Below are 14,393 nucleotides of genomic sequence, written 5' to 3' on the forward strand. Positions count from 1 at the left end.
AATTGTTTTCGTTTTTTTATTAATTAATTTAAGAAGAATAGTATGAAGAAGCTGTATTAAATATGGAAGTAAGATTTAAATTTTGTTAAGAATTTGTTGGAAATGATACTTGAGGATTAGAAAAATAACATTCAATCTAAAATACTGTTTAAACTAAACAATGAGGAAATACGAAATAAAAACCTGATATAAATATATTGGAATATCCTTTTATACCACTTTTATTAGTGGTGATTATATTTTTGTGAACATAAACTTTTTTTAAAAAATTATGATAATATATTGTAAGATAAAATTTATTCTTTATTTTACTTCTTACATTTTATGTTAAAAAATAAGGGGAATATAAGTAGTGATTTGTAAGTGGAGGAACAACATGGATAATCTTACAATTTGTGTTAACTATGCGTTTGAAAATGAACGAAGAGAACAATTATATGGGTTGTTCGAACGAGTATTTCACATTCCAGTACATACATTTCAAGACTTTTATAAAAAGGGGTTTTGGGATGAAACTTACGCTCCGTTTACTTTATTTGAAGAAAATACAGCAATTGCAAATGTATCTATGTTTTCAATGCCAATGATGGTTGGGGGAGAGCGTATAAAAGCAGCTGGCATTCAGTCTGTGATGACACATCCTGATTATCGTAATAAAGGTTTAATGAAGCACTTGTTGTGTGAAGCATTGAAAAGCATAGATGAAGAGTATACATATTCATTTTTATTTACAGAAACACCAGAGCTGTATACATCATTTGGTTTTCAAACAGTGAAAGAATATATATCCACTATGCAGTATGAAAAGAATGAACTACAGTTATCGGCTATTCGAAAATTAGATTTTTTTGATGTAGAAGATTTGCAGCTTATAAAAGATGTATTTGAAAATAAAGAATGTCTTTCGCGAGTTTTTGCACCACTTCACTATCAATCTTCTTTTTATTTACATATGTACGATGAAAAGTGGAACGATAAGCTTTACTTTTCAGAGGAAATCAAATCTATACTTATATACGAAGTTGTAGATGGCGTGTTGAAGTTATACGGAGTAATAAGTGAATTAATGCCTGTTTTAGATGAATTATGTGCAGTAATTCCGGAAGCGTTTCATACAATAGAGTTTTATTTTTCTCCAGATCAATTAGGAGTCGAAGATTTTAAGTTGAAATTATATGAATCAAATAAGCATTTTATGGTAAGAGGAGAACTTCCTATTGAATTTAACCAGGGTAAGTTTCCAATCTTAGCAGAATTTTGATTTTTTATTTATAATTATCGAAAAATACCGACATTGGTTACAAACAAATAAAGCATAAAGTATTGTTTCGATAGAACAGTGCTTTACAGAAGTAAGTAAAAACACTCATCCAATTATGATTGATGAGTGTTTTTTGTTGCAACGAATTTTTCCTCTGTTCAATTTACGATGTTTTCTAAAGAGGCTTTTGTAATTGTATTTTCAACTGCTGTTAAATCAAAAACTTTAGCAGATCCTACTAATTTTTCTAATGAAATTGTTTCGAATGTTTTTCCTTCATTGGTCATATGTAGAGGTACGTCAATATGTATACCGCTATGAACATCTAACTCTATACGGAGTGTTTGTTACTTTCGAAAATTTTGGTTGTTTTCAAGCTTATTTTTGTAAACAGTTATCCCTTCAAAAACAGGTGCTGTTATATCATATATTTTCATTGTCGTTCTCTTCTTTAAAACGAGTTGTTATAGTTGGCCACCAATGAAAATCATCTTTTTCTAATAAAGCATCAGATTCTTTAGGACCCATTGATCCAGACTCATAGTTAGGGAAGTTTTCAGCTTTTTTGTTTGTCCAAACATTTGAGATAACATCAACAAATTTCCAGGAAAGGGCCACTTCCTCCCAATGCGCAAAATTAGTTGAGTCACCACGCATGCAATCATATAGGAGAACCTCATATGCCTCGGGTGTGTTCATTTTATCTGCACAGTTATTACAATAACTTAATCTAATTGGTGTTGATGTAACACTGCTATTTGTTTTTTGGGCATTTAAATGCAGTGTAATTCCTTCATCGGGTTGAATATGAATAATTAGTAAGTTAGGATGAGTCTTTTTTTCCTTATTAAAATACAAGTTCATTGGCAAGTCTTTAAATTGTATGACAATTTCAGTCGATTTCTCTTGCATACGTTTACCTGTTCGAATATAAAAAGGAATCCCTGCCCATCTAAAGTTGTCAATCATGAGCTTACCAGAGACAAATGTCTCTGTATTAGATGCTGGATCTACCGCGTTTTCTTCTTTGTAGCTAATCACCTTTTCTTCGTTTACGATGCCGGACCCGTACTGTCCGCGAACAAAATATTGTTCGACTTGTTCTTCAGTAAGTGATCTTAAAGCACGAAAAATTTTTATTTTCTCGCTTCGAATCTCATCTGCTGTTAATTTAATGGGCGGTTCCATTGCAAGGAGAGCAACCATTTGTAACATATGATTTTGAACCATATCACGGAGAGCACCTGAGGACTCGTAATAACGTCCACGATCCTCAACTCCTAATGTTTCACTTGAAGTAATTTGAACGTTAGCAATATATTGATTGTTCCAAAGTGGTTCGAAAATAGCGTTAGCAAAGCGAATTACTTTAATATTTTGAACCATTTCTTTTCCTAAGTAATGGTCAATTCGATAAATTTGCTCTTCTGTAAACGCCTGGCGAAGCTGGTTGTTTAGCTCTTCGGCTGATTCGTAGTCATGGCCAAACGGCTTTTCAATAACTAAACGAATCCATCCTTCCGTAGAAGTTAATCCTTCTGACTTTAAATTTGTGGCAATTGTACCAAAAAAATCAGGTGCCATCGCTAAATAAAAAATGCGGTTTCCATTCGTATTATAATTGTCATCAAGAGTGCTTAACAAACTTTTAAGCTCTTGATAAGAAGATACGTTTGTTACATCAAAAGGATGGTAATAGAAATGGGAAGCAAATGTCTCCTGATTTCCATCATCATCTGGAAAGTGGTTAACAGATTGTTTGACATTTTCACGAAATGTTTCATTAGACCAAGGTCTTCTTGCAACACCAACAACAGCGAAATCTTCAGAAATTTCTCCATTACGATACAATCTATAAATAGAAGGAAACAATTTACGCTTTGCTAAATCACCTGTTGCGCCAAAAATAACAATAATAGCTTTAGGAGTTTTTATCATATAATGGTCCTCACTTTATTCAAACTAAATTTACACTTAGTATGCGGTTTGTTTGGAAATATATGTAAAATTATTGTTAAATAATTTGTTTTAGCTGATAGGGTACATATAGTACATTTGAAAAAAGAAGGAGAATTTTAAACAGTAGAGAAATGTAGGACTAAATTAAAGATGGAGGAATAAGATGAAAGTGCAATTGGGAGCAGTGACGAGAGAGAATTGGCAAGAGGCTCTAAAATTAAAAGTAAAAGATGTTCAAAATCATTTTGTACCTACTGTAGCAGTATCACTCGCTAAGGTGTATATTAAACCAGATGGTGATAATGTGAACTATCTGCCCTTTGCAATTTTTGAAGAAGAGCGGGGAATGGTTGGTTTTGTGATGTATGCTTATGTAGAGAATACTAATGATATGTATTGGATCAATGGCTTTATCATTGATGAGAAACATCAAGGTAAAGGGTACGGTCGAGCGGCGCTATGTGAGATGGTGAATTGGATTATAAAGCAATATAAGCAGTGCAAAGAAATTCGCTTAACAGTTCATAAAGAAAACCATGCTGCTCGTCAATTATATAAAAGTTTTGGTTTTGTTGAAGCAGGGGAATTTGATCAAGAAGAAGATGTATTCCGCCTCATAATTAGCAGGGAAGAATAGATGATATATGGATTTAGTATAAAAGGTATATTAGTTGGAGCTAATATACCTTTTATATTTTTACATTTGGTTGTTATCTAATTTTTTTACGATTCTGTCGTACTGTAAACGGAAGAGGTGAACGAGTAAAGGAAGGTCATCTTCGCTTTTCATGTGATAACTAATCCAACCAGAATTAGGTAAAATATGATGAGGCTGAGCTAATCCTTGCTTTAAAATCTCATCTCTTATTGATTTTGGAAATGGCAAATCAGCTAATGTGTCTCCATGAACATGACCTAATTCTTTATTTTTATAATTAAATTCAACCCCGCCGTATCGATGCGCCTTTTCAGTCACACCTTCCCAACTAAGAATCTCTTTTTTTAATATATTGCTAAGTGACATAATAGATCACTCCTTATAAATTGTAGATTTTAACTTTCATCCGAAATTCATCTCCCACTTCTAAACGTGAAGGTGCGATAGTACCAGTGAAAGTTGGAGATGAATTTTGATTAGGTGTAGTCTAAAGTTGTTTCCTTTTTTTTGGGGGTGATATAATCAGTCTTAGATAAGTGAAAGGCTGTTATATCAATGAAATTACACTAATCATTCAGTGTTCTTACTGTATTATCATCTTGTTCTGGCCGTGAAATATCGTAGAGAAGTGATTGATGATCCCATATCTAACTATGCGGAAGATATTTCCTCTTTCTGAACGCACATTCCACTGTGATTGTGGTTTTGTGGCAGACAGGGACTGGAATGCTTCTATAAATATCAAACGTGAAGGATTGCGAATGTTAGCATAATTATATACAGAGCATGGAACAGGCTCGGTAGCTAAGTAAATTTCGTATCGTTAGGTACGATTACCTTAGAAGCCCCCATCTCTAAGCAGAGTGTAGGTAGAGGGTAGTTCACTAGTATAATATGTTTTTTATTTGCTGTTTATATCGTTCAAAAGTATGAATGTATGTACGAAAATGGTTTCATATATGCAGTTTAGAGAATCGATTTAAATTTGGATTCTGACAGTATCTTTGAACATTTTTGGAATAGAAATGGTATGATTTAGGAGGTGGAACCGGTATGAAAAAGTTAGGAGGGAGAACATGGGAAGAGAAGTACACTTTGATGATGAAGGTGTAGTTTTGAAGTTGAATGGAATAACTGGTTTTTTTGCGTTGAAACTATCCTTAAAAATGCCATTTCATACTATTAAAAGTGTATATGTTGATTATTTTGATGCTCCGCAATGGATGCTTCGGATGCCTGGAACATCTATTTCTGCTCTTCATATCTTTGAAGGAAGCTTTAAATACGCCGATGAGTGGTACTTTCTTTCTTATGAAAACAGAGTTCCTCTCGTAATGATCGAATTAGAAGGGCACGAAAAATACAAGTATGTTGTTTTTGAAATTGATAATCCTACTAAGGTGGCAGCAGATATTAGGAAACGTATGAGAGATTAATATGAGTGGTGGATAAATGGTGATACAATTGTTTAGTAATTGTATCACCATTTACATGTTATTGGCTTATTCTACTCTTTTCGCAGTTTATTAGAGAGTGCGTGTGGTTGTATAAACTTCATGATTTTACACATTCCTCCTACGACTTCAGTCATGAGAGGAATATGCGTTGGCGCAAGCCAAAACAGTCCCCTGTGCTTCCTCCTTTCTAAAATTAAGTAGAATCTTTTGAATGTTTTCTTTCACTAAAATATAATAGAGTTATAATCTAGTGAAAGGCGGTGAAACATATGAAGATGACAGTTACAGCAAAAATTAAAATCAATCCAACCCATGATCAACTTCTGTTGTTAAAAGAAACTACTTTTGCCTACAAAAAAGGGTGTAATTTCGTATCCCAAATCATCTTTCAAACAAAAAAGTTAAGTCAAAAAATCTTACATGAATCTACATATAATGAGTTGCGTTCTCACTTCGGACTACGTTCTCAAATGGCTCAATCTGTTTTAAAGACTGTCATTGCAAAATACAAATCAGCTAAAAGTAATGGTCATAAATGGTCACTTGTTCAGTTCAAAAAAACTGAATACGACCTTGTATGGAATCGCGATTATTCACTTTCAAAAGACATGTTTTCTGTTAATACACTTCAAGGACGTATCAAAGTACCATTTGATACGAAAGGAATGGAACAGTACTTCGATGGTTCTTGGTCGTTTGGTACGGCAAAATTAGTAAACAAATATAACAATTGGTTTTTGTATATTCCCATGACAAAAGAAATAAGTGAAGTGTCTGAACACCATATCAAACAAGTCGTGGGTATTGATTTTGGTATAAACTTTGTTGCTACTTCGTATGATTCAAATGGATGCACCACCTTCTTTAATGGCAAACAAATTAAGCACAAAAGAGCGAAATATAAACACCTTCGAAAACAATTACAAAAGAAACAAACTTCTTCTGCTCGTAAACGATTAAAAGCAATTGGAGATAGAGAAAACCGTTGGATGACAGATGTTAATCATTCTGTCAGTAAGGCACTCGTATCCAAATATGGAGAAAGTACGTTGTTTGTAATTGAAGATTTAACAGGAATTCGTAATGCAACAGAAAAAGTGCGGGTGAGAAATAGATACGTTTCTGTTTCTTGGTCGTTCTATCAACTTCGTCAAATGCTTGAATATAAAGCGCTAATGAATGGCTCTAAAGTAATTGCGGTTGACCCGCGATATACTTCACAAACTTGTCCTAAGTGTGGGCATACGGAGAAGGCAAACCGCAACAAGAAAACACATACTTTCTGTTGTGAAAATTGCGATTACACATCCAATGACGATAGAATTGGAGCTATGAATCTTCAGCGAAAAGGAATTGAGTACATCGTTGAAGTAACAAAAGAAGCATGACTTCTCTTGTTGGGTAGGGGTCAATCTGCCTACGATGTAACACCACTCTAAGGAAGGAGTCGCAAGACGTTTGCACTTCTGGGTAGTTACAAGCTCGTGACTTCAGTCGTGAGTAATTGACACAGGAAAAAGCCTTTCTAATGGTATATAATTGTAAGTAGATCTACGTATCACTTTCAGTATCATCCATATGCGGTGTATATAAGGGGGATTATGCATGAGACTAGAAGTAGAACAGTTACTGCAAAACCTTGAAGCATTCGGATTAGAACATGATTGCACAAAAGAAACGAGAGAAGAAAAGCTGCGCAATGTTTCTAAAGAAATGGGACAGTTTTTATCTATTTTAGTGAAAATTTGTGAAGCAAAACATATTCTAGAAATTGGAACGTCCAATGGATTTTCTACATTATGGCTTGCCAATGCCGCAGAGGAAACTAATGGGACTGTCACAACAGTTGAACTTTCATCGAAACGAGTTGCACAAGCAATTGAAAACTTCCAAAAAGCAAACCTCACAAACTATATTCATATCCATAATCAAGAAGCTGGGGCATTTTTATCAGAACAGATAGACAAGTCGTATGATTTTATTTTTTTAGATGCAGAACGAACACAATATATGTGGTGGTGGGAAGATTTAAAACGTATTTTAATGCCTAAAGGAATCATCGTCATCGATAATGCGACTTCGCATGCGGAAGAATTACAGAAGTTTTTTGAGTTAGTCGAAGAAGCGGAGAACTTTGAAACAGTGTTATTGCCTTTTAAGATGGGTGCCTATGTAATGCGGAAAAATAGCTGAAAAGAATATACAAGAGGAAGTGTTAGCCTCTAAACTAAAGAATCCGACTTAAGAATGGATGTTTCTCAGCCTTAGGTCTGAGGACAATCAAAAATACAAAAGGTATACTTATAATATAAAACAGGGAATGAATGTAATATAAATTGTTTAGAGATATGGTACCCTAACCATAATTATAAGTGTATGCATATAAAGGAGCGATTTTGTTGACGGAATTGCAAAAGAAAGAAACCTTATCAGTAGATTCACAAAATAATATGGAGGTAATCGTAGATACAGTAATTAAAGAGGATGAATTAGTTGCACTAAATAAAGAGGCAGATTTGTATGTACAAAAGTTAAATAGTGAGCATAATGCAGATCTTTCAAAAGTATTGTCACAACTGGCTGATTTAGGAGATAAAGAACAACGCGATGCAGGACAAACATTAACGGCATTAAAACGTCCAGTAACAGCAATGATGAATGGGAAAAATGAGGATATTCCTAACACGTTGCTTGATTTACGTAAAGTTGTATCGGAATTAGATCCGAATTCATTACAAGCAACTGGTATGAAACGAATTATGTTTAAAGTATTTAAGAAAAATCCAATGGAAACGTATGTTCACAAATATCAATCCATTGATAAACAAATCGAAGAAATTATAAAGTCACTATTAGTTGGTCGTGATAATTTAAAAGAAGATAGTGTTGGTTTAGAAATGTTAAAAGAACAGTCTCAAGCAAAGATTTATGCGCTTGATAAACAAGTATATTTAGGTAAGAAACTTGCGGATATGTTGGAAGTGGAGAAACAAAATCCAGAGAGATATAAAGATGTTCCGTTAATTAATGATGCGCTAGAAAAAATTCTTGTACGTACGCGTAACATGCAGCAAGCAAAGAGTGTCTTACTGCAATCTATTGCCTCTGTTGATATTATTAAGAAGAACAATGAAAAATTAACAGAAGCGATTCGAAATGCAATCACAATGACACAAAACGTTGTAACCGTATCTGCCGCTATTCAATTGGCATTAACGAACCAAAGGAAAACAATTGACGCAGTGAATGCAACAAACGAAGCAATTGAATCTATGGTATTAAGTAACTCACAAGCGTTGAAACAAAATACAGAAGAAACGACAAAATTATTAGAAAATCCAGCAATCAGCATGGAGAAACTTCGTGAATCATTCCAAAACGTCTTTGCAGCGATTGAAGCGTCTGAAAAATCATCAGAGCGAATTATCGAATCAAGTAAAATGTTTGTAAAAGAACTAGATTCGTTCAATGATGAAATGAAAAAGAAGCTCATTCAACGTCCAACTAAATAAGCTGCAATAGAGGAGGTGAAATCATGGATTTCTTTCAATTTATTTTGACACTGATAGGTATTGTTCTTTTGTTAGGACTTACTGCAGTAATTTTACTTGTTTACTTTGGAAGAAAGTTTTATTTATCATGGACAAAGCCGTATAAACGAGCGACAGACTCAATAGCACGCTTATCACACAGCACAGTACCATTCTTACGAGAATTTACACAGAATCCGTTGTTTTACCGCTGGATTCGTACAGAAGGAAGCAGTAGCCAAAAAGCATTTACAATTCTTTTTTGCACAGCTAATCAACGCACAAAGCAGCAGGTTTTTTCAATGTTGCCGAGGGAAAAGCAGAAAAAACTACATTACAATGTAAAAACAACAAAGCAAATTACAAGTGAAGATATGGAAATGACAACGATGAAAGTAAAAGAATTTTTGAAACAGGAATCACAACAATTATCGAAACCGAAAGATTTCTCGTTTTACAAGTTATACTTTTATGATCGTTATCCAGACGCATTAAAACATATTGAAATGTACAAACGTTCAGTGAATCCATCATTGCAAAGAAGTATTGATGATGTGACAATCTCTGTTTTACATGCTATTCCGTTTTATCAAGAAAATCGTATGTTTGAACAGCAACATAAACTTGAGACTTTCTTAATGAAAGACTTAGTAGATATGTTGTCACTCATTGCACAAATTCCATCAGCGCAGCGTTCTGAGAAAGAAGAAGAGCTTACTGTTTATCTAAAAGGATTCCAAAAAGAAATGGAAGCAGTAGAACGTAATATTCGTAACGCTGTCGATTATGATTTACAAGTGAAGATGCGTGCAGCGAAAGAGAAATTTAAGAATTAAACAAGCGAGCATTGGTATATCAATGCTCGCTTGTTTAATTTGGGATGGAGATAATAGTTAGTAATTTCACGTACCGTAATAATTATAATTACAATTAAAAGAAAAAAGAAAGTAAACAAACCTAAATGTGGGAAGGGGTTACAGTTTGCTCGCTACCGATAATAGTATGTTAACTTCATATGAATAAAGTATACAAAGATGAAAATCAAGATGAAGGAAAAACATACCAAGGATATTTTGTTACTACAAACGAATTATTCATACATATGCTACACAATAAAAGAAATGTAGGGAGTGTCTTTATGCCATTAGTAAAAATCTATTTAAAAAAAAGAAATGGAATAGATAAAAAATTGATTGCTTTTACTGTAAGAGAGATACTTAAAGATGTTTTTAAAGTGCCTGCTAATGATGGACCTGTAAAGTTTTTTGAAATAGATGAAAGTGATTGGTTTATGCCCGATGGATGGGAAGAAGAAAAGGTCTTTATTGAGCTTCTAATCTTGCCGGGACGCAAGAAAGAAACAAAAGCTAAATTGTTAAAAGAAATAACAGAACAAGTGTCAAATATATTGAAAATCGACAAGAGTGCCATAATTATAACGCTACACGAACTATCTCTTGATAATTGGGGATTTAAAGGAGGACAGCAAGCTTCTCAAATAGGTGTTACCTTTAAGCTGGATGTTTAATTTCGATACTAAGGCAACTTATTTATTAATTAAGCAGTGATAACTTAAAGAAATCTTGATTACAATGGAAAGTAACCTTTCTACGGAAAAGTAGGATTTTTTTATAATCTTGAGGTGGGAGTTTTACTGCCCGCGAACAGTGAGATAAATTTGCAATGCTTTACCCCTTTAGATTTGATTTTCTAAAGGGGTGTTTTTATACCCCAAAAACTCAGCTATTAAAAGTTAATAAAATATAAATTTGTTTAATTAATAGTAGTTTCAAATTATTTGGGATAATTCCGAATAGACGGTAAATTCGAATGGGATTTGGTATAATTATCTTATAAGCATAATTTGTAAGAGGTGAAATTTGATTATGAGAAATGAAACTTTACATACTATGGATGATATTGTTACTATGTTAGATTCTCTATTAAGATCCCCTAAACCATTTTGGAATAATTTCTATTCCGATCGCGATAAAGAAGTACCTTTCTTTGTTAATGTGCCGGATGAAAATTTAGTTTGCTATTTTGATAGAAATATGATTCATAAAGGAAAAGTGTTGGAATTAGGCTGCGGTCCTGGTCGAAATGCTTTGTATTTAGCAAAAACGGGCTGTGAAGTAGATGCAGTTGATTTATCAGAAGAAGGGATTAAATGGGGAGAAGAAAGAGCGGCTGAGCAAGGGGCATCAGTGCGTTTTATCTGTAAGTCTATCTTTGATTTACAGGTCGAGAACCAATATGATTTCGTATATGATTCTGGCTGTTTACATCATATCCCACCTCACCGGAGAATCCATTATGTCGAGTTAGTGAAGCGAGCATTAAAGCCAAACGGATTTTTCGGTTTAACATGCTTTGCCACGGGAGAATTAGATGAAAAAAATGGTTCGGAAATATCAGATTGGGATGTATATCGAGGGTGGAGTTTGCAGGGAGGAATTGCATATTCAGAAGAAAAACTACGCGATATTTTTCAAGATTTTGAGATCATTGAACTGCGCAAAATGAAAGAAATTAGGCAACCTAATGAAGTATTTGGAGAATCATTTCTTTGGACAGCTCTTTTTAGGAAGAAAGGGTAATTACGATGGAGAGAACAATTTTACTTTTCTTGAGTAATAATGATTTAGAAGAAATTGAAGCGATAAGAAGGAAACATGACCCTTTATTTGGTTTGATTTCACCTCATATTACGCTAGTATTTCCTTTTGTGAGTGAAGTTCCAAATGAGTGTTTAAAAAAACATATAGAAACAATTGTAGGCAACATGAATTCTTTTCATATTACGTTAAATCCAGTTGTAACTTATTCAGAAGAGTATTTATTTTTACTTATAGAGGAAGGAAAAGAAGATATAATTGAGTTGCATAATAAGTTGTATACAGACTTTCTGCAACCGTTTCTTCACAAAGAAATTCCTTTTCTTCCTCATGTTACTGTAGGAAAAAAAGGTGATAAAGAACAAGCTTTTGACGTTATAAAAAATCTTCATCCACTTCGAGATACCATGCGATTCACTATTGATAAAATTATAGTAGAAAGCATAGGTGAAAACGAGGAATCTATTATAGAGTTTGAAGTACAACTTACAATAAAATAAGGAAATTGTTTTTCGAAATGAGAACCTTCATGGAAGCAGATTTGCTTTATAGGTGATATTATGTATCTTTACTTGATTTTGTACATATAGTATAATAATTCCATAATTTAGATTTCAATGAGAATAAAAAATAAATTAGACGAGGTGCTTTTTGTGAGTGGAGTAGTATCCAAATAGGAAAAATTTAATTAAATAAATCTAATGATGAAGGGTATTTTTTATATCAATTTATACCCTGTATTTGGTCATGGATTTATTTAAGTTACCTATGAAGATACCTACAACACTTTATAAAGCATGTAGCGGTATTTATTATTAAAGACCTAGACCTTTATTTGAAATAGGTCTGTTTAATGATAGATACTTGTTTTTACACTTGTCTTGTAAATGTATGTAAAGCTACGGTATCCCCGTAGCTTTTTTTATTTTCACTTTATAGAAACTCATTGAAATTTTATTATTAGGTATCTTCATACATGATTCAATTATTAAATCATAGTGAGGAGAACAGAAATGAATACAATGACATTTGAAAAATTACAGTATAACGAATTAAAGGAAATTGTAAAATCATATTGTGTAAGTGGATTAGGAAAACAATTATTAGATAAGCTACAACCAAGCTCTAATGTGAAAGTAGTTAAAAATCGATTAAATGAAACGACTGAAGCAAAAGCAATATTAAATACAGAAAGTCACGTTCCATTAGTAGGGATTTCTAATATAGAGAACATAATTGGAAAGCTTGAAAAAGGAATGATTTTGGAACCAGCAGAATTAGTTAACATATCAGATTTTTTAAGAGGATGTAGAAAAATTAAGGGGTTTATGTTAAGTAAAGCATTTTTTGCGCCTGTTTTAAGTTCTTACGCATATTCTATGGCAGAGTTCACAAATATTGAGGAGGAGATTTATTTTTCGATTAAAGGGAATAGCGTTGATTCTGCTGCAAGCAAAGAATTAAAACGAATTCGAAATCAAATTGAAACAACAGAAGGAAAGATTGGAGAGCGATTAAATAAATTTTTAAAAAGTAGTGCAAATAAGGAGTATATTCAAGAATTCTTTATTAGTAAAAAAGATGATCGATACACTGTTCCTATTAAGGCTTCTTATAAAAATCAAGTTGCAGGAACAATTGTAGAAGTTTCTTCTAAAGGTTCAACAGTATTTATGGAACCTGCTATTATTTCAAAATTAAGCGGGGAGTTAGCGAGTTTAAAAGCGGAAGAGGCGATAGAAGAGTATCAAATATTAGCGACTTTATCAGGAATGATTTTTGAGAATGTTAGTGATATAAAAATTAATATTGAGCTTATAAGTCAATATGATATGATTTTCGCGAAAGCTAAATTTAGTAAGAGTATTGATGGTATAGCACCGAAATTAAATAGTCATGGATATATAAAACTAGTTGAATGTAAACATCCTCTTTTACAAGGTGAGATTGTTCCATTAAATTTTGATATTGGAAAAGAATACCGCAGTTTAGTCATTACGGGACCAAATGCTGGAGGGAAAACAATTGTCTTGAAAACAATTGGATTATTAACTTTAGCAACAATGTCAGGGTTTCATATTCATGGTGATAAAGAGACTGAAATTGCCCTTTTTGATTCTATTTTTGTAGATATAGGTGATAATCAAAGTATTGAAAATGCTTTAAGTACTTTTTCTTCACATATGAAAAATATTTCAGAAATTATGAGAATATCTAACAATAATACATTGTTATTATTTGATGAAATTGGTAGTGGTACAGAACCGAATGAAGGTGCCGCACTTGCAATTGCCATTTTAGAAGAATTTTATCATATGGGATGTATGACAGTCGCTACGACTCATTATGGTGAAATTAAACGATTCTCAGAAATTCATGGTGACTTCATGAATGCGGCTATGCAATTTAATAATGAAACATTAGAGCCGATGTATAAGTTAATTATTGGAGAATCTGGAGATAGTAACGCACTTTGGATTTCTAGAAAGATGAATTTAGGGGAACATGTTTTGGAGCGAGCACAGTGTTATATGGAAAATAAAGATTATAGCTTAGAGCTAGTAAAAGAAAATAAAATAAAGAAGCCTGAAGTGAATGTGGTGAAAACGAAAGAAACTTATGAGTATAAGGTTGGAGACAAAATAAAGTTATTAGATCACAATGATTTTGGTATTGTATACAAGAAAAAAGATAGTTTCAATAATATTGTAGTACTATACAAAGAAGAGTTTATTGAGGTGAATTGTAAACGCGTTATTCTGGAATTGAAAGCAGCAGAGTTGTATCCAGAAGGCTATGATTTAAATACGTTGTTTGTAAGTTATAAAGAGAGAAAGCTACAACATGATATAGATCGAGGCTCTAAAAAAGCATTAAGAAACATACAAAAAGAAATGAGAAAAAAGTAAA

At 33.0% G+C, this 14,393-nt stretch carries 13 protein-coding genes and 3 pseudogenes; 13 read left to right on the forward strand and 3 right to left on the reverse strand.

Translation table 11 applies throughout. The annotated features are described in order from the left end of the window. Positions 1-376 precede the first annotated feature (376 nt). Positions 377-1,261 (forward strand): GNAT family N-acetyltransferase, encoded by an 885-nt coding sequence (locus tag NKR74_RS10280; RefSeq protein WP_253629461.1) that lies wholly within the window; start codon positions 377-379, stop codon positions 1,259-1,261. Between the two features lie 167 nt (positions 1,262-1,428). On the opposite strand, the pseudogene NKR74_RS10285 reads toward NKR74_RS10280, so the two are convergent. Together NKR74_RS10285 and zwf are read right to left on the reverse strand one after the other, a co-directional pair. Beyond that, positions 1,429-1,698, reverse strand: a pseudogene (locus tag NKR74_RS10285) (cyclase family protein); the annotation flags it as partial. Next, a complete protein-coding gene (gene zwf / locus NKR74_RS10290; RefSeq protein ID WP_253629462.1) occupies positions 1,685-3,199 on the reverse strand; it encodes a glucose-6-phosphate dehydrogenase in 1,515 nt (504 codons plus the stop codon). The pseudogene NKR74_RS10285 and the gene zwf, both read right to left, overlap by 14 nt. A gap of 184 nt (positions 3,200-3,383) precedes the next feature. On the opposite strand from zwf, the gene NKR74_RS10295 reads away from it, so the two are divergent. Beyond that, positions 3,384-3,857, forward strand: a complete 474-nt coding sequence (locus NKR74_RS10295; RefSeq protein WP_253629463.1) for a GNAT family N-acetyltransferase — start codon at positions 3,384-3,386, stop codon at positions 3,855-3,857. Positions 3,858-3,917: 60 nt separating this feature from the next. Here NKR74_RS10295 and NKR74_RS10300 read toward each other — a convergent pair whose 3' ends face one another. Next, positions 3,918-4,244, reverse strand: coding sequence for a luciferase domain-containing protein (locus tag NKR74_RS10300; protein WP_253629464.1), 327 nt, complete (start codon positions 4,242-4,244; stop codon positions 3,918-3,920). Between the two features lie 211 nt (positions 4,245-4,455). Here NKR74_RS10300 and NKR74_RS10305 point away from each other — a divergent pair. The 11 genes and pseudogenes from NKR74_RS10305 to NKR74_RS10355 form a co-directional block, all read left to right on the forward strand. After that, positions 4,456-4,539: pseudogene (locus NKR74_RS10305) on the forward strand (IS200/IS605 family transposase); the annotation flags it as partial. Beyond that, positions 4,538-4,651: pseudogene (locus NKR74_RS10310) on the forward strand (zinc ribbon domain-containing protein); the annotation flags it as partial. The pseudogenes NKR74_RS10305 and NKR74_RS10310, both read left to right, overlap by 2 nt. 303 nt (positions 4,652-4,954) lie before the next feature. After that, positions 4,955-5,314: a hypothetical protein gene (locus tag NKR74_RS10315; protein WP_253629465.1), complete on the forward strand. Its 360-nt coding sequence runs from the start codon at positions 4,955-4,957 to the stop codon at positions 5,312-5,314. A 290-nt stretch (positions 5,315-5,604) separates the two neighbouring features. Then, on the forward strand, positions 5,605-6,723 hold the full coding sequence (locus NKR74_RS10320) for an RNA-guided endonuclease InsQ/TnpB family protein (protein ID WP_253629466.1): 1,119 nt from the start codon (positions 5,605-5,607) through the stop codon (positions 6,721-6,723). 217 nt (positions 6,724-6,940) lie between these two features. Further along, on the forward strand, positions 6,941-7,528 hold the full coding sequence (locus NKR74_RS10325) for an O-methyltransferase (protein ID WP_253629467.1): 588 nt from the start codon (positions 6,941-6,943) through the stop codon (positions 7,526-7,528). A gap of 206 nt (positions 7,529-7,734) precedes the next feature. Next, complete coding sequence (locus tag NKR74_RS10330) at positions 7,735-8,847, forward strand: toxic anion resistance protein (protein WP_098307384.1); 1,113 nt, start codon at positions 7,735-7,737, stop codon at positions 8,845-8,847. 23 nt (positions 8,848-8,870) lie between these two features. Then, positions 8,871-9,701 carry a DUF3974 domain-containing protein gene (locus NKR74_RS10335; protein ID WP_098307386.1) on the forward strand — a complete coding sequence of 277 codons (831 nt, stop codon included), beginning with the start codon at positions 8,871-8,873 and terminating at the stop codon, positions 9,699-9,701. Positions 9,702-10,003: 302 nt separating this feature from the next. After that, positions 10,004-10,393: a tautomerase family protein gene (locus NKR74_RS10340; protein ID WP_253629468.1), complete on the forward strand. Its 390-nt coding sequence runs from the start codon at positions 10,004-10,006 to the stop codon at positions 10,391-10,393. 358 nt (positions 10,394-10,751) lie between these two features. Continuing rightward, positions 10,752-11,465, forward strand: coding sequence for a class I SAM-dependent methyltransferase (locus NKR74_RS10345; RefSeq protein WP_098307390.1), 714 nt, complete (start codon positions 10,752-10,754; stop codon positions 11,463-11,465). Between the two features lie 5 nt (positions 11,466-11,470). Further along, positions 11,471-11,983 carry a 2'-5' RNA ligase family protein gene (locus NKR74_RS10350; RefSeq protein WP_253629469.1) on the forward strand — a complete coding sequence of 171 codons (513 nt, stop codon included), beginning with the start codon at positions 11,471-11,473 and terminating at the stop codon, positions 11,981-11,983. A 513-nt stretch (positions 11,984-12,496) separates the two neighbouring features. Beyond that, the gene (locus NKR74_RS10355) at positions 12,497-14,392 is read left to right on the forward strand and encodes an endonuclease MutS2 (protein ID WP_253629470.1); all 1,896 of its coding nucleotides are present in this window, start codon (positions 12,497-12,499) and stop codon (positions 14,390-14,392) included. The last annotated feature ends 1 nt before the right edge of the window (position 14,393 follow it).

The sequence above is a fragment of the Bacillus sp. 3103sda1 genome, assembly GCF_024159135.1.
Classification (GTDB): Bacteria; Bacillota; Bacilli; order Bacillales; family Bacillaceae_G; genus Bacillus_A; species Bacillus_A rhizoplanae.

Excerpts from the sequence above, each read along its gene's own strand:
- NKR74_RS10280 (WP_253629461.1), top strand. The coding sequence starts at position 377 with ATGGATAATCTTACAATTTGTGTTAACTATGCGTTTGAAAATGAACGA.
- zwf (WP_253629462.1), bottom strand. The coding sequence starts at position 3,199 with ATGATAAAAACTCCTAAAGCTATTATTGTTATTTTTGGCGCAACAGGT.
- NKR74_RS10295 (WP_253629463.1), top strand. The coding sequence starts at position 3,384 with ATGAAAGTGCAATTGGGAGCAGTGACGAGAGAGAATTGGCAAGAGGCT.
- NKR74_RS10300 (WP_253629464.1), bottom strand. The coding sequence starts at position 4,244 with ATGTCACTTAGCAATATATTAAAAAAAGAGATTCTTAGTTGGGAAGGT.
- NKR74_RS10315 (WP_253629465.1), top strand. The coding sequence starts at position 4,955 with ATGGGAAGAGAAGTACACTTTGATGATGAAGGTGTAGTTTTGAAGTTG.
- NKR74_RS10320 (WP_253629466.1), top strand. The coding sequence starts at position 5,605 with ATGAAGATGACAGTTACAGCAAAAATTAAAATCAATCCAACCCATGAT.
- NKR74_RS10325 (WP_253629467.1), top strand. The coding sequence starts at position 6,941 with ATGAGACTAGAAGTAGAACAGTTACTGCAAAACCTTGAAGCATTCGGA.
- NKR74_RS10335 (WP_098307386.1), top strand. The coding sequence starts at position 8,871 with ATGGATTTCTTTCAATTTATTTTGACACTGATAGGTATTGTTCTTTTG.
- NKR74_RS10340 (WP_253629468.1), top strand. The coding sequence starts at position 10,004 with ATGCCATTAGTAAAAATCTATTTAAAAAAAAGAAATGGAATAGATAAA.
- NKR74_RS10345 (WP_098307390.1), top strand. The coding sequence starts at position 10,752 with ATGAGAAATGAAACTTTACATACTATGGATGATATTGTTACTATGTTA.
- NKR74_RS10350 (WP_253629469.1), top strand. The coding sequence starts at position 11,471 with ATGGAGAGAACAATTTTACTTTTCTTGAGTAATAATGATTTAGAAGAA.
- NKR74_RS10355 (WP_253629470.1), top strand. The coding sequence starts at position 12,497 with ATGAATACAATGACATTTGAAAAATTACAGTATAACGAATTAAAGGAA.